The organism is Cyclobacterium jeungdonense, assembly GCF_010994275.1.
Taxonomy (GTDB): Bacteria; Bacteroidota; Bacteroidia; order Cytophagales; family Cyclobacteriaceae; genus Cyclobacterium; species Cyclobacterium jeungdonense.
Genome location: NZ_WMCD01000003.1, coordinates 314,758 through 341,120 on the forward strand (window position 1 = coordinate 314,758; position 26,363 = coordinate 341,120).

Consider the following 26,363-nt stretch of genomic DNA (forward strand, 5'->3'; position numbering starts at 1 on the left):
CGACCCATTTGTTAGACAAGACTAAATAAAATATGAGACATATCTTTTATTTTAGTTGGTGACTGGGTAAATATTGTTTAATTTTGCTTGTAATCAATCTCTGGTTCTTGAAGTTTTTCCGAAAAATAGTGCCTCTTGTAAGCTATGGCTTGCTGGTATTGGTTATCCTGATGCTGGTCAATAGCGTAGTTTTTTACCACGAACATGCCCTTGAGTCCGGGGAAACCATCCGGCATGCACACCCTTTTCTCTCTGAAGAGGAAGAGCAAAATCGGGATCATTCGGAAAATGAGATCATTTTATTGGATATGGTTACCCATGTTCAGTATTTTTTACCGGATGTGTTGGGATTTGTTTCTGGTATTCAGGCAGTTTACGAAGTGCCCCGACCATTTTTGCTTGCTGAAAGTCCCGGTATCCAATTTCGGGAGATATTGTCCTTAAGGGGCCCTCCATGTAGTTTTTTTATTCGTATGCCCAAAAGCTGATAGACAAGCAAAGGGCCATCATTAACAGTCATTTTCCAGTGCCCGAATTGTTGTTGCATTGAAATTGATTGCTTCTTCACCTATTTAATTTGATTTTTATGAACTACGTCCTAACCTTGGGAGTATTCCTACTGGCATCTATTTCATTTGCCCAGGGGCAAAACCTATCCCTATCAGGCACCATTCAAGATGCCGCCAATAGTGAACCATTAATTGGAGTAACCGTTTTCGTCCCGGAATTGGGCAGGGGTGCTGTCTCCGATGAGCAGGGCTTTTTTGAGTTGGAAGGCCTTCCCACACGGAACCTTACGATTCAATTTTCCTACATTGGATACGCTACCGCGCTTAAAAAAATTAATCCCGCAGAACAATCCAGGATTGAAATCCGATTGGTGTCTGCCACCACTTCCGTGGACGAAGTAGTGGTTTCTGCGGCCTATGTGATGAGTAAAGAAAGCTCTCCGATTTCCATAGAAAAAATAGACCGACAATCCATACTAAGAAACCCTTCTCCAAGTCTCATGACTGCTCTGGCAAAGACTCCCGGGGTAAGTGAGGTATCATTGGGTCCGGGTATCAGTAAGCCGGTGATTCGGGGACTTTCTTTCAGTCGGGTGTTATCTGTTTATCAGGGAGCCAGGTTTGAAAATCAGCAATGGGGGGCAGACCATGGGCTGGGGCTTACCGAAACGGGCCTTTCCGGAATCGAAATCATCAAAGGGCCTGCGTCCATTATATATGGTTCCGGGGCCATGGCTGGGGTGGTGAATTTGATCGAGGAGGCAGACGCTGTGGCAGGTGAGGTATCCGGTGATTTGAATCTACGGATGTACAGCAATTCTCTGGGAAGGAGGTTGGATGCCGGAGTAAAAGGAGCAGGTCAAGAAGGATTTTTCTGGTCTCTGAGAGGCGCTTCCGAATCTCACGCGGACTACCTGGACGGATCGGGAAGTACCATTGGAAACACGCGCTTTCAAACCCAAAATATAAAAGCAGGGATGGGACTTCGAAAGAGCTGGGGAGATACCCGGATTCGATATACCTACCTGAAACAAAAACTGGGGATCCTTGATGAAACGAATCAGGAGCTACTGGTGACCAGCCGTAATGACAGGAAACTTCAGTTGCCTTTCCAGAATGTAACCGACCATTTTTTAAATTCGGAGAGCAATGTGTTTTTGGGTGAAGACAAATTAAAAGCCACTTTTGGTTACCACTGGAATTTCAGGGAGGAGACCGAGACAGAATTCGATCAAGTAGATTTGGGTTTAAAGCAATCTAATTTTATGTATGATTTGAAATATTACAAATCTGCGGGGAAGCAAACAGAGGTGATTTTCGGGTTGCAGGGGTTTTATCTGAATACTATAAATTACGAGAAGGCGGCGGAAATATTAATTCCGGATGCCACCAAGGATGACCGTTCCCTGTATGCACTATTCAATTATTCGAATCCGGAATGGGTCGTGCAAGGAGGGATAAGGTATGATTACCGAAAGGTGACTGCTGATGCCAGGGGGCAACATTTTCTGGATTATGGGTTTGAGTTAGAGGGATCCCCTGAAAGCAGAACGCTCAGCAGGACTTTTGACGGGATGACGGGAAGTGCCGGGGCTACCTTCAGACCATCGGATACCTGGCGGTTCAGACTAAACGTCGCATCCGGTTTCAGGGCTCCGGATCTGGCCGAATTGTATTCCAACGGACCGCACCCTGGAACGGCCAGGTTTGAGCAGGGCAGCGCTGATTTTGTCAGGGAACAAAATATTCAGTCAGATATGGGTGTACGTTACCGGCAGGCCGATTTCGCAATTTCAGTCGAAGTGTTTTATAACCGGGTCAACAATTATATTTATTTTTCTCCTACAGACGAAAAGATGGGAGATCTGACGATTTGGAGGTTTGAGCAGGATAATGCAGACCTTTATGGGGGCGAGGCGTTGCTTGAAATACATCCTTCGGAAATACCCTGGGTTTCAGCAAGTACATCTTACAGTATGGTTATAGGGAAACGAAGATCGGATCAGACCTATCTTCCCTATATTCCTGCCTTTCGCTGGAATCAGGACCTCAGTTTCACCTTTAACGATTTGGGGAAATTTGAACGGCCTTACCTGAACCTGACAGGAAGTCTGGTATTGGATCAAAACAGGCCTGCCCAGCTGGAAGAGGCCACACCGGGTTATTTTATCATGGGGCTTCATTTTGGGAGTGAATTTAGTTTATGGAAACAGAAATTAAATGCCTCCTTGTCTGCCAATAATTTGCTGGACGTGCATTACCTGGACCATATGTCCCTTTACCGGCCTTTCGGGGTCAGGCAGTTAGGTAGAAACATTTCACTTAGTCTGCAATTTAGGTTTTGACCCCAAAAGTCTGGTTTTGAGAAAGGCAAACTGCGAGGAAAGGTGGCCCGATTTTTCTTGTATATATGATCAATCAATTTGAAAAGACAATTGGATTATACATAGTTTAGGAGTAATTTTGGCATTCGAATTTGAAATCAACCGGATTGCTACTTTCAAGTATTTCTTTCAGACTTTCAGAGAGGATTGTAAATACAGTAGGAGGATAGGATCACCACATGAAATCGAGCATGACGAGAACGTCACAAAGCGGGATGATTATAAAGCATGCCAGATTCTTCTGATTTAACATCGGGACAGGCTATCTGATCGCTGAAAAAAAATTATATACAGATGAAACGAGATGAATTAGTATTTGACCTGATCGCCAGGGAAGAGGACCGACAAAGGAGAGGCATAGAGCTGATAGCTTCAGAGAACTTCGCCAGCAAACAAGTCATGGAGGCGGCTGGTAGTGTACTCACAAACAAATACGCAGAAGGCTTACCTAAAAAAAGGTATTACGGTGGCTGTGAAGTGGTGGATGAAATTGAGCAGATTGCCATCGACCGGGCCAAAGAGCTTTTCGGTGCTTCCTGGGCGAATGTTCAACCTCATTCGGGTGCACAGGCCAATGCAGCAGTATTTTTAGCCTGCCTTAACGCCGGAGATGCCATTTTGGGTTTTGATCTCTCTCATGGGGGGCATCTGACCCATGGTTCACCTGTCAATTTTTCTGGAAAATTATACGATCCTCATTTTTACGGGGTAGAAGAGGCTACGGGAGTAATCGACTACGATAAAGTGGAGGAAATAGCGGTTTCCGTGAAACCCAAACTGCTGATTTGTGGTGCCTCTGCCTATAGCAGGGATTGGGATTACGAAAGGCTTCGTGACATTGCTGATCAGGTGGGAGCAATCTTACTCGCGGATATTTCCCATCCCTCTGGATTGATAGCCCGGGGATTGTTGAATGATCCACTGGAATTTTGTCATGTGGTGACCACCACCACTCATAAGACCTTGCGAGGACCGCGTGGAGGACTGATCTTGATGCGGGAAGATTTTGATAATCCTTTTGGAATAAAAACACCCAAGGGAGAACTACGAAAAATGTCGTCGTTGTTGGATTCCGGCGTATTTCCGGGAACACAGGGAGGACCTTTGGAGCACATCATTGCTGCCAAAGCCATTGCCTTTCAAGAAGCCCTTACTGATGAGTATATGGATTATGTGGTGCAGGTAAAGAAAAATGCGTCCGTAATGGCCGAAGTTTTTGTAGAAAAGGGGTATCAATTGATTTCAGGCGGTACAGACAATCATTTAATGCTAATAGATTTGCGAAACAAGGGATTAACTGGTAAAATTGCCGAGGAAACTCTTGGGAAAGTGGATATTACCATCAATAAAAATATGGTTCCCTTTGATACAAAATCACCATTTGTAACTTCCGGAATGCGAATTGGGACCGCAGCCGTGACTACCCGGGGACTTAAGGAGCAGGATATGAAAAAGATTGTTGAGTTGATAGATCGTTCCCTGGTTAACCATGAGGATAACGATCAATTGGCAGCAATAAAGACTGAAGTAAATGATTGGATGGTTCAATTTCCCTTATACTAAAAAATAAACCTACGTGGCACTGGATCAATATAACGAAGAAGAGGAAGAAGATAATGGCATGTCCTTTCTGGACCATTTGGAGCAACTTAGGTGGCACTTACTGCGCTCCATATCTGCCATTTTGGTGTTTATGGTGCTGGCCTTCCTCGCCAAAGGGTTTGTTTTTGGCCAGGTAATTCTTGGCCCCTCCAAAATAGACTTTGTCACTTACCGGGTTCTTTGCCAGTTATCGGATTTTTTCTCCCTTCCTGCTCTATGTATCGAAAAGCTTCCTTTTATCATTCAAAGTCGGCAGATGACAGGGCAATTTTCCATGCACATCACTTCCAGTTTGGTGATAGGATTGATTGCCGCCTTTCCCTACGTTTTTTGGGAAGTGTGGCGATTTATCAGCCCGGGGCTTTACGCTAAGGAAAAAAACGCAGCACGCGGTGCCGTGTTTTTCGTCAGCTTACTGTTCTTTATGGGAGCAAGTTTTGGATATTATATCCTGTCGCCACTTTCCATTAATTTCTTATCCAATTACCAGTTGGATCCTTCCATTGCCAATGAATTTGATATTACCTCTTACGTTTCCACTTTATCTATGTTGGTATTGGCGTCAGCCGTAATGTTTCAATTGCCCATCGTCATTTATTTTCTCACCCAGGCTGGTTTGGTTTCGTCTTTGATGTTAAAAACTTACCGGAGACATGCCATCGTGGTTATATTGGTGTTGTCTGCGCTCATTACGCCACCGGACGTGATTAGCCAAATACTTATTGCCATGCCTATTTTGGTACTTTATGAAGCTGGTATAATCATTGCTAAAAGACTGGAGAAAAAGCGAAGGAAAGAAGAATTAGAAAACGGATTTTAATCTACCAATAATGTCCAGAAAAATTGCCATCGGCGGAGATCATGCAGGATTTGCCTACAAGGAAAAACTGATAGAGATATTAAAAAAGAAAGGGTTTGAGGTCCGGGATTTTGGGCCTTATACCGATGCTTCGGTAGATTATCCGGACTATATCCATCCCTTGTGTGAAGCGGTGGAGTCGGGTGAATTTAAGCAGGGAGTTCTTTTGTGTGGTAGCGGAAATGGGGTTGCCATTACGGCAAACAAGCATCAGGGTATTCGGGCAGCTATCTGTTGGAATGAGGAGCTGGCAGTTCTTGCCCGACAGCATAATGATGCCAACCTGATTTCCATTCCCTCCCGCTTTGTGTCTTTCGAATTGGTCGAAAAGATGGTTTTACAGTTCCTTAATACCGAATTCGAAGGCGGGAGGCATGCTCGTAGAGTGAACAAAATACCCTGTTGAAATTGTCCAAAAGAACCCGAAAGGCTCTTTCGAAAAGATGTTAATTTTTGATTTTGCGAATGATGCCATCCTCTTCGATGCTGTACATTACTTCTAATGAGGGAATATTCCTTGCCCATTCCCGGTATAATCCTTCTTCGTCGATGATGATATCCGGCGATTCTTTCAGAAGGTCAGTTAAAAATTTCATTTTTCTTTTCATGGCATTCATGTCCTCAAAATAGCGGCGGGTCAGTCTGAAATTTAAATAGGGGTTAGCGATGCCTGTACGCGTGTATTTTTCGAAGTTTTCTCCCAAAACCATGATTTTTTCTGAAGAGGGATTCCCAGTCGGTAATTCATCACGTACGGCATAGTTATAAAAAGAAGGCTCCTCAATTTGATAAAACACCCAACTGTATCCAATAAGAGGAATAAGGATTAGGTAGCTGTAAAACAATATTTGCTGCAACGCGCGCTTATTGCTCAGGTTAAAAAGGTGTGTGGTAAAATAAGCCAGTGCGGGTAACATGGCCATAAACTGATACGAACTAATGCGGTCCAACAAGAAAAAGGAAGACAGGTTAACTAGAAGAAATACAAGCAATAATTGATTTTGCTTTTGCTGCGTAACATTCATCCGGCGTAGCAGGTTGTTTTTAAAATATCCAAATAGGGCTAGTGCAAGAGGGAGGGAAAAAATAAATAGCAGGTCATTGAGCGAGATGTGTTGGAAAGGCTCGGTTTGAAAGCCAAGAGAAAGGTAGATTGTAATTAATTCTGATAATCCCTCCTGCATAAAAAAGAACACAGCGCAAATGGAAAGCGGCAATAGGTAGGCCGTAAGCAAAAGGCATAATTGCTGTATAGAAAAGCCGATGATCACCAAGCCAGCTAAAAACAGGAAGGGGAGGAAGACCACATAGGCAAAATGGAAACAAAAAGCTACTCCTGCACAAAAACCCATCAACAGGATAGCTGGAACAGTATTGGCATTGATGGTCGTTTGTTGTAGCAGATGCCCAAGGGCCAGTAATACAAAGGTACTCCCCATCAACGCTGGCGAAAGGGTCATGAAGTCAAAGGATAGTTGGAATAAAACGGTCAAAACGAATGCCGGAATGTAGTTAGATTCCTCATAGGCATTAATTTTTATCAGCAATTCATTGGTATAATAGATCTGAAATAGTATGATGAGAAAGGAAATTACCCGAAAGGAAGTTAGCGAGTTACCAACCAATAAATGGTTCACCCAGTAAACCAAAACGGAAAAAGGACCGGTTCCTTCTATGGTATCCACATAATGTAGGTTCCCGGAAGCGGCACGCTCTCCTATCATTTGCCAAAGCAATTCCGGCTGGGTAAGCGGTATGTCCATTAGAAAATAGGGAATACGAAAAATCATGAGAAGGAATACGATTCCTATCATTCGTAACGGGTCATTAATTTTGAAAAATTCGAGCAAGGTCTATCTTTGTTTAAAACTCAATTTACGAAATTAAAGGTTACCCGTATATTTCACTAAATTTGTGAATAATAAAAATGTCAGCATGGAAAGTAAGCGTCAACAGAAATATTCCAAATTGATTCAAAAGGAACTTGGAGAGCTTTTTCAGCGGGAGGGTAAACCATTGGTTGGAAAAGCCATGGTAACGGTAACCCGTGTATTGATGAGTCCGGATTTGGGAGTTGCCAAAATCAATTTAAGTTTTTTATTAGCCGATAATAAGCAACTTTATTCCCGGATTAATGATAACAAAGGTCAAATCCGAAAGTTTTTGGGAAACCGTATAGGAAAATCTGTCCGGATTATTCCTGAATTGGTTTTTTACCTGGATGAATCGGCGGCCTACGCCCAGCACATGGACGATGTCATTTCCAACCTGGATATTCCCGATGCTCCGGAGGAGGATGAAGATGACCCTGAAAATTAATTCTTATCTGGTTGAACTTATCATATTTTATAGCGGCCCGGTATTTCAGGAGTAAAGCCAAGAAAAACTTTATCACCGTCCTGTCAAGGATTTCCATGATTGGTGTGGCCGTGGGTACCATGGCACTGGTCGTTGTTTTGTCCGTTTTTAATGGATTGGAAGATTTGATTAAAGGTTTGTATGCTTCATTTGATGCGGATTTGAAGGTAATGCCGGCCCTGGGAAAATCCTTTCCGGTGGATGAAGATTTCCTTTCCTCCATAAAAAGGTTGGATGGCGTAGCCATTCTAACGGAGGTGATCGAAGATAATGCCTTGGTACGGTATGGCGACCATCAGGTGGTGGCCACTGTCAAGGGGGTGTCGGATAATTTCCTCGATCAGAATAGATTTGAAAACGGACAGCTTGTGGGAGAAATGAGCCTTGGAGAACCGGATAAGCCACAGGCCATTCTTGGTAGAGGGCTTTCGTACTTTCTGTTGATGGATTTGGATGATGAATTTGAATTGATGCAGGTTTTTTATCCCAGAGAGCCCAGAGCAGGAAGCATTGATCCCAGCAGTATGTATAATCGGGAGCTCATTCGGCCATCCGGTATATTTAGCGTAGAGAAACAATACGATGACGAATACCTGATTGTACCGTTGGATTTTGCTGCCAGTTTGCTAGACTATGGAAATAGGCGCAGTGCCTTGGAAATAATGGTATTGGATGGATTTTCAATACAGGCAGTTAAGCGTGAAGTGCGGGAATTGCTTGGTCCGGATTTTACAGTCAAGGACAGTGATGAGCAGCATGCCAGTCTTTTGATGACCATACGTCTGGAAAAACTCTTCGTTTTTCTTACCCTCACCTTTATTCTGGCCGTAGCCTCATTTAATATCTTTTTTTCATTAAGTATGTTGGCCATTGAAAAGAAGAAGGATATCGCGGTACTAATTTCCATGGGAGGAACCCGGAGGTTTATCCGATCCATTTTTTTGAAAGAAGGAGCCATAATCGCCTTTTCCGGGGCTTTGGTAGGATTGATCCTTGGGTTTTTAATATGCTGGGTGCAGGACAGGTTTGGCCTGGTCTCACTGGGGATTACTTCTTCTGTAGTAGATGCCTACCCAGTAAAAATGCAATGGACAGATTTTTTTTACACCAGCCTGAGTGTTATTGTCATTACAATGCTTGCTTCTTACCGACCTGCCCGAATTGCAGCGAAAGTAAATACGACGCAGCATTTGTAGGTGATTAAATGGACGATCTGTTTAATTTTTTTAAATATTTCTGTAATTTGCAAACTGCCAATTTCAAAAATTGCCAGCAATAATTTCGATTTTGTTCAAAAACAGCATCCATGAAAGTAGCTTCTGACAAGCCATTTGAAATCGTATATTCCCTTTTCAGCCATGAGTTTCTGGGGATTCTTTTTGAATCCTTTGCTGTACAGCTGGATGAAAAGGGAAGGTTATCTTTTGCCTATCAAAATATCTCCTACCAAAATGCCAGGGAATTTGGGGAAGGTTTGGATGAAACCGACCTGGAATTGATTCGGCTAATGGACAGCATGCAGCAGGAAGCAATTGTAAAAAAATACAATGTAAAGAATTCCAAACCAAAAGAGTTTTTGCGAAAGGTTTTTGATCAAAACCAACCAACTCAGGCAAATAAAGAAATTCAAAAACTGATCGAAGGAAAGCTGGAGATAACGCGGTCCAAAATTCTGGATAATATCAAGCATAAGCGCCTGTTTGAAATGGGCAATGATGGGAACCCGGTCTGGAAAGAAATTCAGATCATGCCGGAAAAAGCGTCAGTCTTGTTTCATTTTCGAAGAAATGAAGACAACACCCACTATTTCCCCACTCTAAAGTACCAAAGTGAAAAATTGGAATGGCAATACATGGGCAGTTACCTCATTTGTCACCAGCCAGCCTGGCTGGTAGTTGATTCGCGACTTTTTAGCTTTGAGAAAGATGTTGACGGGAAAAAATTATTACCTTTTCTGAATAAGAAATTCATTGTCATTCCCAAAAAAGTAGAAGAATCGTATTATCAGAAATTTGTAACCCAGTTGGTAGCATCCTTTGATGTATTTGCCAAAGGTTTCACAATCAAGGTGGATCGATCCAATCCAGAGCCGATCCTCTTTTTAGGTGATTTGCCTGGCAATCCTACCGTAGATATGTTTGGGAAAAATACTGGTATGGAAGACGAGGAAAAGATGGTGTTTGACCTTCGGTTTACCTATGGGGACTATACCTTTCGTGCAGACCAGGCCAAGCCCACCAATGTGGAATTAGAAAAAAGTGGAGACGATTACACCTTTTATAAAGTGGTTCGTGATCTTTCAAAGGAAAACTTTTACAGCGATTTTCTAAAATCCAAAGGGTTGCCGGTCCGGAATGGCCGGTTCCCGATGAGCAAAAGGGAAGCCTACGACTGGATCATCAATCACAGGCCTGAACTGGATGATCTGGGAATAAAAATCCACCAGGCGTCTCAGGAGAAAGGCAAAAAATATTTTATTGGTTCGGCTAAGATTAATGTGAAAATTGCCGAAAAGATTGATTGGTTTGACGTTGAGGCCACGGTTACTTTTGGAGATTATGAAATCTCCTTTATGAAATTCAGAAAATTATTAATGAAGGGGAAGACGGAAATTGAGCTTCCCAATAAGGAAGTGGCCATTATTCCCAAGTCCTGGTTTGTAAATTATGCCGAGATTTTTTCTTTTATGGAGGAAAAAGAAGCAGACCAGGGTAGCTTTAAACTGAAGAAACACCACATTGCTCTGGCCCAAGAGCTCGAAAAGGGGAACCTGGTCAATCTCTCGTTGAGTGAGCGATTAAAGAAGCTGAAGGACTTTTCCAACATCGATGATTACGAATTGTCGGATTATTTTAAAGGAACGCTTCGCCCTTATCAGAAAGCCGGATATAATTGGATGCGATTTCTTAACGAATACAATTTTGGAGGATGCCTGGCAGATGATATGGGCTTGGGAAAAACAGTACAAACCCTGGCGTTTTTGGCCATGGAGAAAGAAAGGTCGGAGGGAACCACTTCCCTCCTGGTAATGCCCACGTCCCTGATTTACAACTGGGAGTTGGAAGCTAAAAAATTCACTCCAAAACTCAGGATACTAATCTATACAGGGACCCAGCGGGTCAAAGACAGCAATCAATTCGGTCAGTACGACCTGGTGCTGACTTCCTACGGAATTACTCGTCTCGATATCGAGGTGTTGAAAACATTTTATTTCAATTATATTATTTTGGACGAGTCTCAGGCGATCAAAAATCCTGATAGCATTATATCCAAAGCGGTGATTCGGCTGAATAGTAGTCATAAATTAATATTGACCGGTACACCGGTAGAGAATGGTACTATGGACCTGTGGTCCCAAATGAATTTTATAAACAGAGGCCTTCTTGGGGGGCAGGCAGCATTCAAGAAACAGTTCTTGATGCCCATTGAAAAAAAGAATGATAAGGATAAGATCTTGAAATTAAATGCCATGATCAAGCCCTTTATTCTACGGAGGCTAAAGTCGCAAGTGGCAACAGATCTACCCGAGAAGGTTGTCAACGTGAATTATTCCACCATGACGGAGGCGCAGGAAAAAGCCTATGAAGAAGTCAAGGCTTATTACAGGGACAAAATAATAAACGAATTGGCGATACCCGGAGTTTCCCAAAAATCCCTTACGTTACTCCGGGGATTAACGCAACTCCGCCAAATGGCCAATCACCCGAAAATGGCTGATGAAAACTATCAGGGCGATTCTGGTAAGCTGGAAGATATTATGCACATGGTTAAGTCTACGGTAAGTGAGGGTCATAAGGTATTGATATTTAGTCAGTTTGTCCGGCATTTGGGAATTGTAAAACAGTTTTTAAAACAGGAGAAAATACCCTTCGCGTATTTAGATGGTGCTACCAAGGACAGACAGGCACAGGTTACCCAATTTCAGGAAGATCCAACTATACAAGTGTTCCTTATCTCCCTTAAGGCCGGAGGAGTCGGCCTCAACCTGACCAAGGCAGAATATGTATTTTTACTTGACCCTTGGTGGAACCCCGCAGTAGAATCTCAGGCGATCGACAGGGCTCACCGGATTGGTCAGCAAAATAAAGTCATGATCTATAAATTTATTACCCGGAATACGGTGGAAGAAAAAATCATGGCACTTCAGGAACGGAAAATGGCTCTCGCGGGAGAATTGATTAGTACCGAGGAAAGTTTTATAAAAAGCCTCTCTCAGGAAGACATTTCTGCGCTGCTGGCATGATTAAAGCTATTTGTTCTTAAATTCGCGCTAACTTACCAACCCTGTTATGCATACCGCCATACTTATCATTCAGTGTAGAGACAATAAAGGAATCGTCGCAGCCGTCTCCAGGTTCTTATATGAAAACAATGGAAATATTTTGGCCATCGATCAATACGTAGACGAGGAGATGGGTGATTTCTTTATGCGTGCTGAGTGGGAGTTGGAAACGTTTGGTATAGGCAAGGATCAAATCCAAGAACAATTCGGTAGTCAGGTAGCGAAACAATTCGACATGAATTTTACTTTGTCCTTTAATTTTCCCAAGCCAAAAATGGCACTGTTTGTTTCCAAATTATCTCATTGTCTTTTTGATATACTCAGCCGGTACTATTCAGGACAGTTCGTGGTAGACATCCCGCTGGTTATTTCCAATCACGCGGACCTGGAGCCAGTAGTGAAGGCTTTTGGCATTCCATTTCACCATATCCCGGTAAGCAAAGACACAAAATCCGAACAGGAAGCAGAACAGCTTGACTTACTCAAAGAAAACGGTGTCGATTTTGTGGTTCTGGCGCGTTACATGCAAATTCTGTCAGGCAATTTTATTTCGCATTTTCCCAATCGTATAATCAATATTCATCATTCCTTTTTACCCGCCTTTGTAGGGGCAAAACCCTATCATGCAGCTTATAAAAGAGGCGTCAAAATAATAGGAGCCACGGCCCACTACGTCACAGAAGACCTGGATGCTGGTCCTATCATTGAGCAGGATGTGGCCAGGGTCAGGCATCACAATACCATCGATGACCTGGTGCAGATAGGACAGGATGTTGAAAAAGTGGTACTTTCCAAGGCTATAAAGTACCACTTGGCCCAAAAAATTAAAGTTGTAGGTAATCGAACAATAATTTTCAGTTAATCTAATTCAGATTCGGTAATGAAGCCGTGCTCCTGCCATCTATTCATTCTTTTCCATTTCTACGACAATATTTCCACCTTCGTCATATAGAACCAATTTACCGGCACTATAGGTATAGCTCGTGCTGGATTCCAGGTTGGAAAGGTACCTCTTCTCCAGGTTAATGTCCTCGCAGGAAGCATTATCAGCATACAAGGTGGAAAATTTTATTTGTTCCCGGTTAAAGGTAGCTGCTCCCCGGAAGTCATTGCATCCGGCAAATCCTCCGATAGCCTGATCCTCCTCAAAAACAAGCGTGAGCGTTGCCAATTTATCATCGGTTGCAGCACTGCCTGCCAGATCGGTTACCTTCCAGTCGTGATCGGAGAGTGTGACTGGCTCGGAATTGCAGGAAAAGAATAAAACAGATAATACTAATAGGGAAGTAAGTGTTGAAAATAACTTCATAATGGTTGTTTTTTTGTTTGAAATACAGGATGTCAGCATCCCTAACTTGTCCTATTTCAAGCAAAGACCATTCTAAAAATGGTTTATGAGATTATTTTCCTAGGGATATCGTGCGGCAACCGCGTTAATAGCTCGTAATTTACCTGTTGGGTGGATTCACCGAAGGACGCGACAGTGATTTCGTTTCTTTTTTGTCGTCCGATGATGACGACTTCATCCCTTTTTTGTACCTCTTTAAGGTCCGTAACGTCTACTGAAATTGCATTCATCGTTACCGTGCCCACTACGGGAAGGATTTTTCCGTGAATCAGGACCTTTCCCAGGTTACTGAGATTTCGGCTAAATCCATGACAATATCCAATCGGTACCAGCGCGATGGTCATGTTTCGGGATGCCATATAACTGTTGCCATAGCCTACAAATTCACCTATTTTCACTTTTTTAATACTCATTACCTGGCTCTTCCAACTAATGAGCCTTTTGAGTGGATTTTTCATATTGGGAGCCAGTTGCTTAAATTTAAGCATGTACGTTTCCTGGCTAGGCCAGAATCCATATTGGGCGATTCCAATACGCACCATGTCCATGATGGTTTCCGGATAGCTTAGCGAAGCTGCAGAACATGCAGTGTGGTATTTGTCAAAGTGAAGGCCTTTGTCCTGGAACCATTGTTTGAATTCCAGGTAGGTTTTTATCTGATTTTTGATCCTTACATAGTTTGCTATACTTTCAGCTCCTGCATAATGGGTACAAAGTCCGGCCAGTTGCAGGTTTTCCCGGTTGTTTATCAGCATTTCCGCCACCTTGCTTTTTTCATCCCACTCGAAGCCAGTCCTATGAAAACCTGTTTCCACTTCCACGTGTATTTTTGCTTTTCTGCCAAGCGAATTACTGGCAGCTATAGCTGCTTGCAGGCGGTCAATATCGAACACATAAAAGCTGATTTCATTTTCAATAAGGTAGGAGATACTGTCGTTGTCCACCATACCCATGATCATGATTTCACTATTTTTTGTAGTGGTGGTTTTTACCCGGATGGCTTCATCAGTACTGAAGGTACTGAAGTGACGTATGCCAGCGCTTTCAGCTATTTTTACGGCATTTTCTATGCCATGTCCATAAGCATTTCCCTTTACTACCGAAGAAATCGTCACATGCGAACCTACCTGACTCCTAATGAACTTCAAGTTGTTTTTATAGGCACTTTTACTGATTTCAATATAGGAAGTGTGAACCATAGAATTACTGGTTTAATTTCTCGATGATTCGGTAGAAAATTGAAATGCCCGTAGTCAGTATGTCATCCGGAAAATCGTAATGACCTTCGTGTAATTGGGGTTGATTTTTGCCAGCCCCCAGCCCAAAAAGAAGGGTGTTTGTCTGGGAAGAAAATTTTCCAAAATCCTCCGACCAGCGAAATGGCGTCCGAATATGTTTCGTCTTAAATTTCATTTCTTTAGCGGCATCGTTTACCAGCTCCCAGGAGACCGGGTCGTTTATTACCGCCTCAAATTCCTCGCAATAGCTGATATCGAACTCCAGACCGTGTTCTTCCGAAATCAATGCAGCTAATTTTTCTGCGTGGCAGGTCAATAATTTCATAATTTCATTGTCGAACGTTCGAAGAGTGGCCATCACCTGTGCTAATCCCGGAGTAGTTCCAAAGGAAATCTCACCCAATTGGGCATGAATGACGGTTACCAACGTAAATTCAGGAATAGTCTCGGTCAATTTTTCAAGACCGATAATCAATTTACACATGGCTTCTGCCGGACTAAGGCCATCCTCCGGATGTGCAGCATGACTTGTCTTTCCTTTAAGGTTGATGGTCATTCCCCTGGAGGCTGCGGTGAATGCCCCTTTTTTCAGTACAATTTCATTTTTTGGATATCCGGGAAGATTATGCAGGGCAAAAGCAAAATCCGGTTGAATTTTTTTGAAATTGTCAGATTGGATTACCTGCTCGGATCCCATACCCGTTTCTTCAGAAGGCTGAAATACAAGGACGACTTTTCCTTTCGAAGGCCTTTTTTTAGCCAGGAGCATACCCACTCCGCAGACGATGGCCATGTGACCGTCATGTCCGCAAGTATGCGATATGCCTGGGTTCTTACTTTTGTGACGGTGTCTTCCAAATTCAGGAATGGGCAATGCGTCCAGTTCAGCCCGAATCAGGGTGGTTGGGCCTTTTAATTTACCCTTAAAAACCACCCCCAGACCATAAGGTCCCAGATCCTCAATGATTTCATCCGGCCCCAACTCTTCAAAAAACGCTTTAATCAAGGCGGAAGTGTTCTCTTCCTTTCCAGAAATCTCTGGAGTCTGATGCAATTTTTTTCTAAATGCAGTTATTTTTTTTAACGCGTCAGCATTCATCATAAACAATTCTATTAGTTAATTCAATACAGAAAAGAAGGCTTACCCAACCAAAGGCCGGGATCGGGGCAATTAAATAAGTAGCTTTCTTTTTCGTTTTCGGCACACACCCCCGGGTAATCTCCTTTCCTGTTTCCCAGATCGTAGATGATCTGGAAATGGACGTGAGGAGGCCAGTGCCCGTTCTCTTTCGTCTGCCCCAAATGTCCGATTTTTTCTCCGCTAAGAAAAATTTGCCCGGGTTTTAGCCGTGCCAGGTCTTTTTGACTAAGGTGACCATATAGGCTGTATATCCTTTTGCCCCGCCAAAAGTGTTCCAATATGACAGTAGGACCATAATTCCCAAATCCGACATTGTCCTGAAAACTATGAACTTTTCCGTCTAGCGGGCAAAAAACCGGCGTTCCTGGGGTTGTCCAAATATCGACTCCCAGGTGAATGTTCCGGTAGCTGTAGGGATTTTCAGCAAAAACCATGCTTCGCTGGTAAATGGACCTTTTTTCGCCGTAGCCGCCAATCCCGTATTTTTTGTCCCGATCGGCTAAAATTCCAGCCACAAATGAATCAAAGGCAAACGTATCCATTAAATTAATTTGTTGCAATGCCAAATTTCCTGCGCTCATATCCAGGATGAGGCTGTTTTCAGAGGTAAGGTTTTCGCCCATAATGGGAAAGAAATAATCTGATTGGATTGACATGATGGGTATGCTATTGGTTAATTTAAAAAACGATTTCAATATAGGGATTTTGTGGGAGGAAACGGAAATCCCAAATCATTTGCGAAAGGAATGATTTAGTCCTCGCTATTGCTGCGAAAGGAATAAATATGCACTTTTGACTTATGAATCCTATACCTGAAATTAATTCAGACAAAATTAGAGAAGCAAGGAAAAGAATCGATCTAATGGTCCATTGGACTCCTCTGATGCGTTCTTCCGCCCTTGATAAAATGGCTGGTTGTGAGCTGATTTTTAAATGCGAAAATTTTCAAAAGGTAGGTGCTTTTAAAGCAAGAGGGGCTGCCAACGCAGTCTTGAAATTAGATCCCTCTCAGCGGGTAAATGGAGTAGCAACCCATTCTTCTGGCAATCATGCGGCGGCGCTGGCCCGTGCGGCATCTGAGGCAGGCATTCCGGCATACATCGTCATGCCTTCCACAGCACCGGAAATTAAAAAGCAAGCAGTAAAGGAATATGGGGGAGTAATTTTTGAGTGTGAGCCCAACCTGCTGGCCCGCGAGGAAGGCCTTAGAAAGGTGGTGGATACCTATGGGGCGGTGTTTATCCCTCCTTACGACCATTGGGATGTGATTGAAGGACAGGCAACATGTGCCTTTGAGATTTTTGAAGAGGGATTATCTCTGGATGTATTACTGAGTCCTGTCGGAGGAGGAGGTTTACTGGCGGGCACGGCATTGTCGGCTCATTTCTATTCGCCAGACACACAGGTGATCGGTGCGGAACCCGAAGGAGCGGACGATGCCAAAAAGTCTTTTCTTGCTGGCAGGCGCATTCCTGTTGAGAAGCCAAATACCATAGCCGATGGCTTACTTACTTCATTGGGAGAAATAAATTTTGGAATCATATCGGAACACGTGACGGATATTCTCACGGTTAATGATGAGGAAATAATTGCCGCGATGAGACTGATATATGAGCGGATGAAGCTGGTAATCGAACCCAGCTGTGCAGTACCCCTGGCAGCAGTATTACGCAATAAAACCCGTTTTCAAAATCAAAAGGTGGGTATTATATTGTCAGGAGGAAATGTAGATTTAGCCAAATTGCCTTTTAGGTAATGTATTTTACATTTTGGCATCTCGTAGATAGGGGTCAGTTTGTATAGAGTCCCTTTAACTGGCTTATAGTGTAGTCTACTTCTTCCCGGGTATTGAATCGACTAAAGGAAAAACGGACACTTTCTCTTTCCGGGTTTGCACCAATGGATTGGAGCACATGGGATCCCAGTCTGGCACCGCTGTTACAAGCCGACCCGCCTGAAGCGGATATCCCCTTCAGGTCCAGGTGAAACAAGAGCATGCCGCGTGCATTTTCATTCGGAGGAAAACTTACATTTAATACCGTGTAAAGGCTTTGGGAAGGATGTCCGGATAATCCATTGAAGGTTACCTCAGGTATCGCTTCCAAAATCATGGAGGCAAAATACTGCTTTAGCTCGGATATGTATTGTTGATGCTGCTCCTGTTCCTCCTGAGCAAGCTCCAGGGCTTTTGCCATACCGACGATTGCCGCGATGTTTTCCGTACCTCCTCTTCTGTTCCTCTCTTGGGAACCACCTTCTATTAATGGAGGTAATTTTTTATTGGAATTGATGTACAAAAAGCCCACTCCTTTGGGACCATGAAATTTATGGGCAGAACCAGCAATGGCATGGATGGAAAGCGCTTGCAGGTCCAGCGGATAATGCCCTACTGTCTGTACAGTGTCCGAATGAAGGTAGGCTCCGTGCCGTTGGCAGATTTGCGAAATGATTTTCAGATCGTTCAGATTACCTATTTCGTTATTGCCGTGCATAAGGGTTACCAGGGAGTTGGGCGTTTCCTGTAGTAATTGGTCCAGTTGCTCTAGATTGACGGTGCCTTCGGTTGAGACCTTGAGCAGGTTGCGTGGAATATTGTGACGGTTGGCAGCATGTTCGGTCACGTGAAGGACGGCATGATGCTCTAGTGGTGAGCTAATAATTTGTTGGAGACCATAGGCGGAAATAGCTCCCCAAATAGCCATATTGTCCGCTTCCGTCCCACCCGAGGTGAATACGATTTCTCCCGGGCTCGTATGTAAAAGGGCGGCAATTTTTTTCCTGGCTTTTTCAAGTTCCACCCTTGCATTTCTACCGTGGCTGTGGGTTGAGGAAGGGTTTCCAAAATTATGCGTAAAAAAGGGCATCATGGCTTCCAACACCCTTTCGTCCATTGGTGTGGTAGCGGCATTGTCAAAATAAAAGGAAGGCGCTGCTGCCATCAGGAAATTAGTTTTTCTCTGCGATGATCTCTTTGATATCCAGCATTATTTTATTAGCCAGGTGTTCGGCGGTGGCTGCTGTTTCGGATTCGGAATAAATACGGATAATGGGCTCTGTGTTGGACTTTCTAAGGTGCACCCATTCTTTTTCGAATTCTATTTTCACCCCATCAATGGTGTTGATGGGGTATTTCTGGTATTTCAATTGAATTTTCTCCAAAATGCTGTCTACGTTGATTGCAGGGGTGAGCTCAATTTTATTTTTGGAGATGAAATAATTGGGATAGCTGGCTCTGAGACGACTAGCGGATTTGCCGAATTTCGCCAGATGGGTAAGAAACAAGCCAATTCCGACCAGTGCATCCCGCCCATAATGGGATTCAGGATAAATCACGCCTCCGTTTCCTTCCCCACCAATTATCGCATTGCTGGATTTCATTTGAGTTACCACATTTACTTCTCCAACGGCCGCAGCCTGGTAAGTTCCTTCCCTTTTTTCAGTTACGTCTCGTAAGGCACGTGTAGAACTTAGGTTGGAAACGGTATTTCCTTTTTGGCAGGAAAGCACGTAATCCGCCACGGCTACCAAGGTGTATTCCTCTCCAAAAAAACTTCCATCTTCATTCAGGAAGGCCAATCGGTCCACATCCGGGTCTACCACTATTCCCAAATCGAAATTACCATTTTCTAATTTCAGAGAAATGTCCCGCAAATGCTGGGGAAGGGGTTCTGGATTGTGTGGAAAATCACCAGTAGGTTCACAGAAAAGCTCTTCTACTACTTCTACGCCCAAAGCTTTTAATAGCTGCGGAACCACTAGTCCCCCGGTGGAGTTGACACAATCCACTACTATTTTAAATTTCCGGGCGGCAATGACTTCAGGGTCTACCAACTCCAAATCAAGAACATGCTTAATGTGAAAGTCAAGGTAGTCATCATTTTTGCTATAATTTCCTAATTTACGGACTTCGGCAAACTGATAATTATCCTGTGCAGCTTTTTCCAGTACGTCCTGCCCCTCTTTTTCAGAAATAAATTCACCTTGCTGGTTTAGAAGCTTCAGCGCATTCCATTGTATGGGGTTATGACTCGCTGTCACGATAATTCCTCCTCCTGCATTTTCCCTCGGTACTGCCAGTTCCACCGTAGGGGTAGTGCTCAGTCCCAGGTCAAGCACGTCAATTCCCATCCCTAGAAGGGTTTGGGCCACCAGTTGAGCGACCATTTCTCCAGATAATCGAGCATCCCTGCCGATTACAATTTTCTTCTTTTCGGAGTTTTCCAATACCCAGGCACCATATGCTGCGGAAAATTTCACAATATCCAAGGGAGTCAGGCCCTCCCCGGGTTTACCGCCTATGGTACCCCGTATTCCTGAAATTGATTTAATTAATGTCACAGAAAAGAATTTAAGAAAGAATGTATAAAAGTTAGTTGGGTTCTATTGACAGTTGAATGAATACTTTATTTAAAACGGGCCAAGACCTTGTCAACCTCGTTGTCGGGGTTGCCACAGGAAGCATCGGAATCTACTTTTTTTCCACAGTAGCCACAGGTTTCACCATCCTTATTCAGGTAGGGGTTTTGAGAAGCACAGGTACCTTTAAACTGCCCGTTTTTAAGGAAAATAATCCTTACGGACATCAAAATGAAAAAAATAGCCAGAAATGCCAATGTTAAATATACGGTTGTCATATCAAATATATTTCTGCAAATTTACGTATTACTTTCAAAACGTTCATACCTAATTTTAAGTTTCCTATCAATTTTATGCAGCCATCTGAAAAGAGGAAATCGCAGCTTGCTGCTTTCGACCGTTTACTGACGATCATGGACGAGCTCAGAGAGCAATGTCCCTGGGACCAAAAACAAACCATGGAAAGCCTGCGGCACCTGACCATTGAAGAAACCTTTGAGCTTTCCGATGCTATTCTGGGCCGGGACCTGGAGGAGGTCAAAAAAGAATTGGGCGACATTTTACTTCATATTGTGTTTTACGCCAAGATGGGTGACGAAAAGGATGCGTTTGATATCGGGCAGGTAATCCAGCAGTTGAACGAAAAATTAATTCGAAGGCATCCGCATATTTATGGAGATGCTGTGGCCGAGGATGAGGAGGCGGTCAAGCAAAATTGGGAGAAAATCAAACTGAAGGAAAAAGGAAACCAGAGCGTCCTTGGAGGCGTGCCCAGATCCCTGCCGGCCTTAATCAAAGCCATGCGTATCCAGGAAAAAGCCAGGGGAGTTGGATTTGATTGGGAAAACAAGTATCAGGTATGGGAGAAGGTGGAAGAGGAAATGAAGGAATTTAAAGAAACCCTGGACGCGATGGATACCGGGCTTCCCGATAAAGAGGCAGCGACTGCCGAATTTGGGGATTTACTTTTTTCCCTGATTAATTACGCCCGATACGTGGAGGTAAATCCGGAAGAGGCTTTGGAACGCACCAATAGAAAGTTTATTCATCGGTTTCAATATTTGGAAGAAGCAGCAAAAGATGCCGGAAAATCCCTTGCGGATATGTCCCTGGCAGAAATGGATGTTTACTGGGAAGCAGCCAAAAAAAAGGGGTGAGAAAGGAGTTTTTGAAATATAATTCTGGCAACAGGGTTATCCACCTTAAGTGACCTAACAAAAGCTTAATTAAATTGGGATATATTTAGTTTATCCACATTTGTAGAATTTTAATAAATGTTTAAAATAAAGAAAATCAGGTATTTAGCATACCTTCACAAGGGTCTGTGTATAACTTATGTAAAATGTGGATAAAAAAAGTTTGGTTTTTTCATTCATTAAATCCATTCAAATGAGAGGGGTTTTTGACGATTCGTTGCTTGTTTTTTCAACCAGGTCTCTGCTGTAATCACTGCTTAAGGTAGAATTAAATTTTGTTCCAATCAACAGGGATTTACAGTAGTTTGGAGACCTCGTCCACGTAGTCCCGGCTATTGGATAATCGGGGCACTTTATTTTGCCCTCCTAATTTTCCTTTGGATCTCAGCCACGTTTCGAATATTCCTTCTGATGCAAAATGGACGATGGGTAATTTCAATACCATGTCCCGATACCGTTTGGCGTCATAATCGGAATTTACTTTTCGCAGTTCTTCGTCCAGCACCTGTACAAAAGTATCCTTGTCCCGGGGAAATTGAATAAATTCGATGATCCATTCGTGGGTACCTTGCTCCTGATTTTCACCGAAATAGACGGGTGCAGCCGTAAAATTGCTGATATCGGCACCTGTAATTTTACACGTGTTTTCGATGGCTTGTTCTGCATTTTCCACAATTAGCTCCTCACCGAAGGCATTAATAAAATGTTTGGTGCGCCCGGATATTTTTAAGCGATAGGGAAGGGTAGAGGTAAATTTTACAGTATCTCCTATTTTGTATCGCCACAATCCGGCGTTGGTGGAAATAAGCATGGCGTAATTTATTCCGGTCTCTACCTCGTCTAATGGAATGACGGTAGGGTTTTCACTTTCAAGGTCTTCCATGGGGATAAACTCATAAAATATACCATAATCCAGCATCAAAAGTAGTTCGTCACTATCTATCTGGTCCTGTATGCCAAAAAATCCTTCAGAGGCATTATACGTTTCCATGTAATGCATTTCCAGAGAGGGAATTAGTTTTTGAAACAAGTTTCGGTAGGGACCAAAGGCTACTGCTCCGTGAAAAAAGACTTCCAAATTTGGCCAGATTTCCAGGATATTATCGCATTTGGTTTTTTCCATTACCTTTTTGATCAGCACCAGTGTCCAGGTGGGGACTCCGGTTAGACTGGTCACATTTTCCTTCAGGGTTTCGTTGGCCATTTTGTTAATTTTCTCTTCCCATTCGCTCATAAGAGCAACGTCCAAACTGGGGGTTCTGGCAAGTTGGGCCCATTTGGGAAGGTTCCGCATAATCACAGCCGAAATGTCACCGTAGGAGCTGTTTTTATTATAATCAAGGTGATTGGTCTGTAGGCTTCCACCAATGGTAAGGCTTTTACCAGTAAACAACTTGGTATTTGGGTAATTGGTTACATATAAGGAAAGCATGTCTTTCCCACCCTTAAAGTGGCATTCCTCCAGACTTTCCGGCGAAACAGGAATAAATTTACTTCGTGAGGAGGTGGTACCGGAGGATTTGGAAAACCAGTTAATTGGGGAAGGCCATATCACATTTTGCTGGCCCTGCATGGTTTGCTGTATGTACGGCATCATACTTTCGTAATCATGAACCGGAACCCATTGGTTGAAATCTTTATAAGAGGAAATTTGCCGGAAGTGGTGTTTTTTTCCAAATTCGGTACTTCTGGCTGTATGGATTAATTTAAATAAGATCTCGTGCTGGATTTCCAGCGGGTTGTTTTTAAATTTTTCTATCTGACCGATACGGTTCTTGAAGATCCAGGTCATAAAGGTATTGATGACTTCCATTTTGAAAGGATTCCGTTTAAATTTTTCTTTTTAACTCAAAGTTTTTACCAAGGTAAACCTTTCTAACCTGCTCATCTGCTGCCAATTCTTCAGCCGTTCCTGCTTTGAGAAGTCTTCCTTCAAACATTAAGTAGGCCCTGTCGGTGATAGAAAGCGTTTCGTTGACATTGTGATCGGTTATTAGGATGCCAATATTTTTGTCCTTGAGCTTCGCGACAATGGATTGGATTTCTTCTACTGCGATGGGGTCTACCCCCGCAAATGGCTCATCTAACAACACAAACTTCGGATTTACAGATAGTGCTCTGGCAATTTCTGTTCTGCGCCGCTCTCCTCCCGAAAGGACCATACCTAAATTCTTCCGTACATGTGTCAGACTAAACTCTTCCAATAGCTGATCTACTTTCTCTTTCTGCTCGTTTTTGGGAAGTGAGGTCATTTCTAAAACCGCCATGATGTTTTCCTCGACGCTGAGTTTACGGAATACGGAAGCTTCCTGAGCCAGATACCCAATTCCCAACTTAGCCCTTCGATACATGGGAAGGGGAGTGATTTCTTCTTCGTCCAGAAAAACCCTGCCCCCGTTGGGCTGGATCAGCCCTACGATCATGTAAAAGGAAGTGGTTTTACCCGCACCATTGGGCCCCAAAAGCCCCACAATTTCCCCTTGCTCCACGGATACAGAGATATCGTTTACGACCTTTTTTTTCTTATAAATTTTTACCAGGTTTTCCGCCCGAAGTATCATAGTTAGTCAAATTTGATATCCTTTACGTACAATTGCAGGCTGCTTGTGTTCCTAAAGGTGTTTTCTCTGATTTCAAATGCGATATTAAAGCGCATTTTACTATTTAGCAATTCGTAATATTCTGCAAAACCGAAACCAATACAAACTGGCCGGGTATTTTGACCATCCTGTATGATTTCAAAGCGAAGGTGTTTCTCTTTTAATATTCTCACGTTTTCTGCATACACCTGGTTTACACAAAATACCGGCTCTGGATTACCAGGACCAAAAGGAGCCATCTGCTTCAGAATATTATAAAATTTGTAGTTAATTTGGTCCAGAATCAATTCGTCGTCAATTTCCTGGATTGGTTTGAGATGAATTTCACTGACTCGTTCGCTGACGATCGTTTCAAATTTTTTCTGAAAAGCCGGTACATTTTCGACAGAAAGGGTTAAACCCGCCGCATACTTATGGCCACCAAACTGTTCCAGCAGGTCACTACAGGCTTCTATGGCCTCATAGATATCAAAATCGAAAACCGAGCGGGCACTTCCGGTCGCTTTGCTATTGGACTCGGTCAAAATAATGGTGGGTCGGTAATATTTCTCAATGCAGCGAGAGGCCACAATTCCGATTACACCCTTGTGCCAATCCTCCTTAAATAACACAGTACTTTTAAAAGAACCGTTTAATTCCTGATTTTCTATCATTTCCAGGGCTTCCCGGGTAATGTTTTCGTCAAAATTTTTCCTGGCCGCATTCACGTCTTCTACGAGTTCGGCACGTCTTATTGCTTCGTCCAGAGTCCCTGAAATCAATAATTCCACCGACGCTTTGGCATGTTCGAGACGCCCTGAGGCGTTTATTCGTGGACCGATCTTGAAGACAATATCCGTAATATTAATGTCCTTTTCTACTTTTCCTTTTAACAGCAGGGCTTTGATTCCGGGTCTTGGGTTATTATTAAGCCTTTCCAATCCATAATAGGCAAGAATCCGGTTTTCTCCGGTAATAGGTACAATATCAGAAGCAATGCTGACTGCCACCAGATCCAGGTAAGTATGCAGGTTGGCCTGACTCCTGCCGGTAAATTCGCTGAAGGCCTGAACTAACTTAAACCCTACCCCACAGCCGCTCAATTCTTTGTAGGGGTAAGGGCAGTCTTTGCGCTTTGGGTCCAATACTGCAACGGCCTGAGGGAGGGTTTCGCCCGGCGTATGGTGGTCACAAATGATACAATCGAGGCCCAATTCATTAGCCAGCTCAATTTTATCCAGGGCTTTAATACCGCAGTCCAGCGAAATCAGTAGTTTGAAGTTATTTTCTGCGGCATACCGAACACCTTTTTCAGAAATCCCATAGCCCTCCTTGTACCGATCCGGAATGTAGAAGCAGACGTTGGAGTAAAAGGACTTAATAAAACTGTAAAATAGGGAGACGGAAGTGGTTCCATCCACGTCATAATCCCCATAGATTAATATGGGTTCTTGATTTTGAATGGCACGAACAAGTCTTTGGACGGCCTTATCCATGTCTTTCATGAGCATGGGGTCGTGGAGTTTATCCAGGTCCGGACGGAAATAATCTTTGGCTTGTTGAAAATTTTCGATGCCCCTATTGACCAGCATATTGGCCAGGGTTGGGTTTACGTTTATTTCATTGCTGAGGTATTCTACTATTTCTGGCCTCGCCTTACTTTTAAGTTTCCATCTAAAGTCCATACAGGTGTAAATTACAAAAGAAACCAGCGTTCCTACGAAAAAAATTCCATTATCCTTTTTAAAAAGCGAACGATTGGCCCAAATATCAGGGAGAGAGCTGCTTAAAATTAGTCGATAACTTCAGTGAGAACTTCTTTTAAAGGCACCCTTTTCCCATCCCTGTAGGGCACGATCCATGCTTCATTGACGCCAATCTTCCTTAGTTTTTTCTTGAACTTATCGGCCATCTCGTAGTCCCGAAACTGACCCAGAACGTACTTAATATACCCATCCTGATCGATGATTTTGAGATCACTCCCATTTTCGGTGAGCTCGCGTAGGTCAAAATCGTCGAAGGCTGCCAACTGGACTCTGAATACCACTCCTTTATCCCAGGGGTCTGGCGCATTGGAGACTGAATTTAGTTTCGGGCCTTCCTCTTTTATTTTTGAAATTTGGCTCGTGAGACGATTAATTTCATTGTCTTTTCTTTCGATTACCTGATTCAGGTAGCTCTCTTTTTCCGAAAGATGTTCGTTTTCTTCGGAAAGGCTGTCATTTTGTTCCAGCAGAGCTTTGTAATTCTCCGGGGTCAATTCTTTCTTCTTCTGTTTCCAAGCATTGTATTCTTCTTTACTTAAGCCGCCCATAGTTTTTGGAGAGCAATGAAACAGCAGCCCTGCCATCAGGAGTACTAAAAATAGTTTGTATGTGTTCATTTTAAAGCCTATTTAAAATCCGGGTTACGTTAACCGGGAACATCCTTAAATTACAAAAAATAAACCATTATTCTTTTTTTCCAGGATAAATCGATCAAAAAAAGCGGTTCCTTTACCAAAGAACCGCT

23 protein-coding genes are annotated in these 26,363 nt (G+C 43.2%); 11 read left to right on the forward strand and 12 right to left on the reverse strand.

The genetic code is table 11. The annotated features are described in order from the left end of the window. The first annotated feature begins 107 nt into the window (after positions 1–107). The 5 genes from GKS34_RS08850 (at position 108) to rpiB (ending at position 5,760) form a co-directional block, all read left to right on the forward strand. Positions 108–488, forward strand: a complete 381-nt coding sequence (locus GKS34_RS08850; RefSeq protein ID WP_163384441.1) for a DUF8478 family putative metalloprotein — start codon at positions 108–110, stop codon at positions 486–488. A 98-nt stretch (positions 489–586) separates the two neighbouring features. Then, entirely contained in the window at positions 587–2,854 is a 2,268-nt protein-coding gene (locus GKS34_RS08855) for a TonB-dependent receptor (protein ID WP_163384442.1), read from the forward strand. A gap of 333 nt (positions 2,855–3,187) precedes the next feature. Next, entirely contained in the window at positions 3,188–4,456 is a 1,269-nt protein-coding gene (glyA, locus tag GKS34_RS08860; RefSeq protein WP_163384443.1) for a serine hydroxymethyltransferase, read from the forward strand. Between the two features lie 13 nt (positions 4,457–4,469). After that, a complete protein-coding gene (gene tatC / locus GKS34_RS08865; protein ID WP_163384444.1) occupies positions 4,470–5,315 on the forward strand; it encodes a twin-arginine translocase subunit TatC in 846 nt (281 codons plus the stop codon). 10 nt (positions 5,316–5,325) lie between these two features. After that, complete coding sequence (rpiB, locus tag GKS34_RS08870; RefSeq protein ID WP_163384445.1) at positions 5,326–5,760, forward strand: ribose 5-phosphate isomerase B; 435 nt, start codon at positions 5,326–5,328, stop codon at positions 5,758–5,760. A 40-nt stretch (positions 5,761–5,800) separates the two neighbouring features. On the opposite strand, the gene GKS34_RS08875 is transcribed toward rpiB, so the two are convergent. Continuing rightward, positions 5,801–7,144 carry a hypothetical protein gene (locus tag GKS34_RS08875; RefSeq protein ID WP_163384446.1) on the reverse strand — a complete coding sequence of 448 codons (1,344 nt, stop codon included), beginning with the start codon at positions 7,142–7,144 and terminating at the stop codon, positions 5,801–5,803. Positions 7,145–7,289: 145 nt separating this feature from the next. Between GKS34_RS08875 and rbfA the strand changes: the two genes are divergently transcribed. The 4 genes from rbfA (at position 7,290) to purU (ending at position 12,856) form a co-directional block, all read left to right on the forward strand. After that, positions 7,290–7,673 carry a 30S ribosome-binding factor RbfA gene (rbfA, locus tag GKS34_RS08880; RefSeq protein WP_163384447.1) on the forward strand — a complete coding sequence of 128 codons (384 nt, stop codon included), beginning with the start codon at positions 7,290–7,292 and terminating at the stop codon, positions 7,671–7,673. Positions 7,674–7,684: 11 nt separating this feature from the next. Beyond that, positions 7,685–8,908 carry an FtsX-like permease family protein gene (locus GKS34_RS08885; protein WP_163384448.1) on the forward strand — a complete coding sequence of 408 codons (1,224 nt, stop codon included), beginning with the start codon at positions 7,685–7,687 and terminating at the stop codon, positions 8,906–8,908. A gap of 110 nt (positions 8,909–9,018) precedes the next feature. Next, on the forward strand, positions 9,019–11,955 hold the full coding sequence (locus GKS34_RS08890; protein ID WP_163384449.1) for a DEAD/DEAH box helicase: 2,937 nt from the start codon (positions 9,019–9,021) through the stop codon (positions 11,953–11,955). A gap of 46 nt (positions 11,956–12,001) precedes the next feature. After that, a complete protein-coding gene (gene purU / locus GKS34_RS08895; protein WP_163384450.1) occupies positions 12,002–12,856 on the forward strand; it encodes a formyltetrahydrofolate deformylase in 855 nt (284 codons plus the stop codon). 39 nt (positions 12,857–12,895) lie between these two features. On the opposite strand, the gene GKS34_RS08900 is transcribed toward purU, so the two are convergent. The 4 genes from GKS34_RS08900 to GKS34_RS08915 form a co-directional block, all read right to left on the reverse strand. After that, complete coding sequence (locus GKS34_RS08900) at positions 12,896–13,303, reverse strand: META domain-containing protein (RefSeq protein ID WP_163384451.1); 408 nt, start codon at positions 13,301–13,303, stop codon at positions 12,896–12,898. Between the two features lie 83 nt (positions 13,304–13,386). Then, positions 13,387–14,541: an alanine racemase gene (alr, locus tag GKS34_RS08905; protein ID WP_163384452.1), complete on the reverse strand. Its 1,155-nt coding sequence runs from the start codon at positions 14,539–14,541 to the stop codon at positions 13,387–13,389. 4 nt (positions 14,542–14,545) lie between these two features. Next, complete coding sequence (locus tag GKS34_RS08910) at positions 14,546–15,682, reverse strand: amidohydrolase (RefSeq protein ID WP_317167966.1); 1,137 nt, start codon at positions 15,680–15,682, stop codon at positions 14,546–14,548. Positions 15,683–15,702: 20 nt separating this feature from the next. After that, complete coding sequence (locus GKS34_RS08915; protein WP_163384453.1) at positions 15,703–16,377, reverse strand: peptidoglycan DD-metalloendopeptidase family protein; 675 nt, start codon at positions 16,375–16,377, stop codon at positions 15,703–15,705. A gap of 143 nt (positions 16,378–16,520) precedes the next feature. Here GKS34_RS08915 and GKS34_RS08920 point away from each other — a divergent pair, with 143 nt between their 5' ends. Then, positions 16,521–17,477, forward strand: coding sequence for a pyridoxal-phosphate dependent enzyme (locus GKS34_RS08920; RefSeq protein ID WP_163384454.1), 957 nt, complete (start codon positions 16,521–16,523; stop codon positions 17,475–17,477). A gap of 34 nt (positions 17,478–17,511) precedes the next feature. Here GKS34_RS08920 and GKS34_RS08925 read toward each other — a convergent pair whose 3' ends face one another. The 3 genes from GKS34_RS08925 to GKS34_RS08935 all read right to left on the reverse strand — a co-directional run bounded on the left by GKS34_RS08925 (position 17,512) and on the right by GKS34_RS08935 (position 20,355). Next, positions 17,512–18,660 carry a cysteine desulfurase family protein gene (locus GKS34_RS08925; RefSeq protein ID WP_163384455.1) on the reverse strand — a complete coding sequence of 383 codons (1,149 nt, stop codon included), beginning with the start codon at positions 18,658–18,660 and terminating at the stop codon, positions 17,512–17,514. 7 nt (positions 18,661–18,667) lie between these two features. Next, the gene (gene glmM, locus GKS34_RS08930; protein ID WP_163384456.1) at positions 18,668–20,059 is read right to left on the reverse strand and encodes a phosphoglucosamine mutase; all 1,392 of its coding nucleotides are present in this window, start codon (positions 20,057–20,059) and stop codon (positions 18,668–18,670) included. 65 nt (positions 20,060–20,124) lie between these two features. Next, positions 20,125–20,355, reverse strand: a complete 231-nt coding sequence (locus GKS34_RS08935) for a hypothetical protein (RefSeq protein ID WP_163384457.1) — start codon at positions 20,353–20,355, stop codon at positions 20,125–20,127. Between the two features lie 75 nt (positions 20,356–20,430). Here GKS34_RS08935 and mazG point away from each other — a divergent pair, with 75 nt between their 5' ends. Beyond that, the gene (mazG, locus tag GKS34_RS08940) at positions 20,431–21,234 is read left to right on the forward strand and encodes a nucleoside triphosphate pyrophosphohydrolase (RefSeq protein WP_163384458.1); all 804 of its coding nucleotides are present in this window, start codon (positions 20,431–20,433) and stop codon (positions 21,232–21,234) included. A gap of 334 nt (positions 21,235–21,568) precedes the next feature. Here mazG and GKS34_RS08945 read toward each other — a convergent pair whose 3' ends face one another. The 4 genes from GKS34_RS08945 to GKS34_RS08960 all read right to left on the reverse strand — a co-directional run bounded on the left by GKS34_RS08945 (position 21,569) and on the right by GKS34_RS08960 (position 26,235). Next, positions 21,569–23,086, reverse strand: coding sequence for a GH3 auxin-responsive promoter family protein (locus GKS34_RS08945; protein ID WP_163384459.1), 1,518 nt, complete (start codon positions 23,084–23,086; stop codon positions 21,569–21,571). 16 nt (positions 23,087–23,102) lie between these two features. Then, positions 23,103–23,834, reverse strand: a complete 732-nt coding sequence (lptB, locus tag GKS34_RS08950; RefSeq protein ID WP_163384460.1) for an LPS export ABC transporter ATP-binding protein — start codon at positions 23,832–23,834, stop codon at positions 23,103–23,105. Positions 23,835–23,836: 2 nt separating this feature from the next. Continuing rightward, positions 23,837–25,537, reverse strand: a complete 1,701-nt coding sequence (gene recJ, locus GKS34_RS08955) for a single-stranded-DNA-specific exonuclease RecJ (protein WP_163384461.1) — start codon at positions 25,535–25,537, stop codon at positions 23,837–23,839. Between the two features lie 107 nt (positions 25,538–25,644). Further along, positions 25,645–26,235 carry an SPOR domain-containing protein gene (locus GKS34_RS08960; protein ID WP_163384462.1) on the reverse strand — a complete coding sequence of 197 codons (591 nt, stop codon included), beginning with the start codon at positions 26,233–26,235 and terminating at the stop codon, positions 25,645–25,647. Positions 26,236–26,363 lie beyond the last annotated feature (128 nt).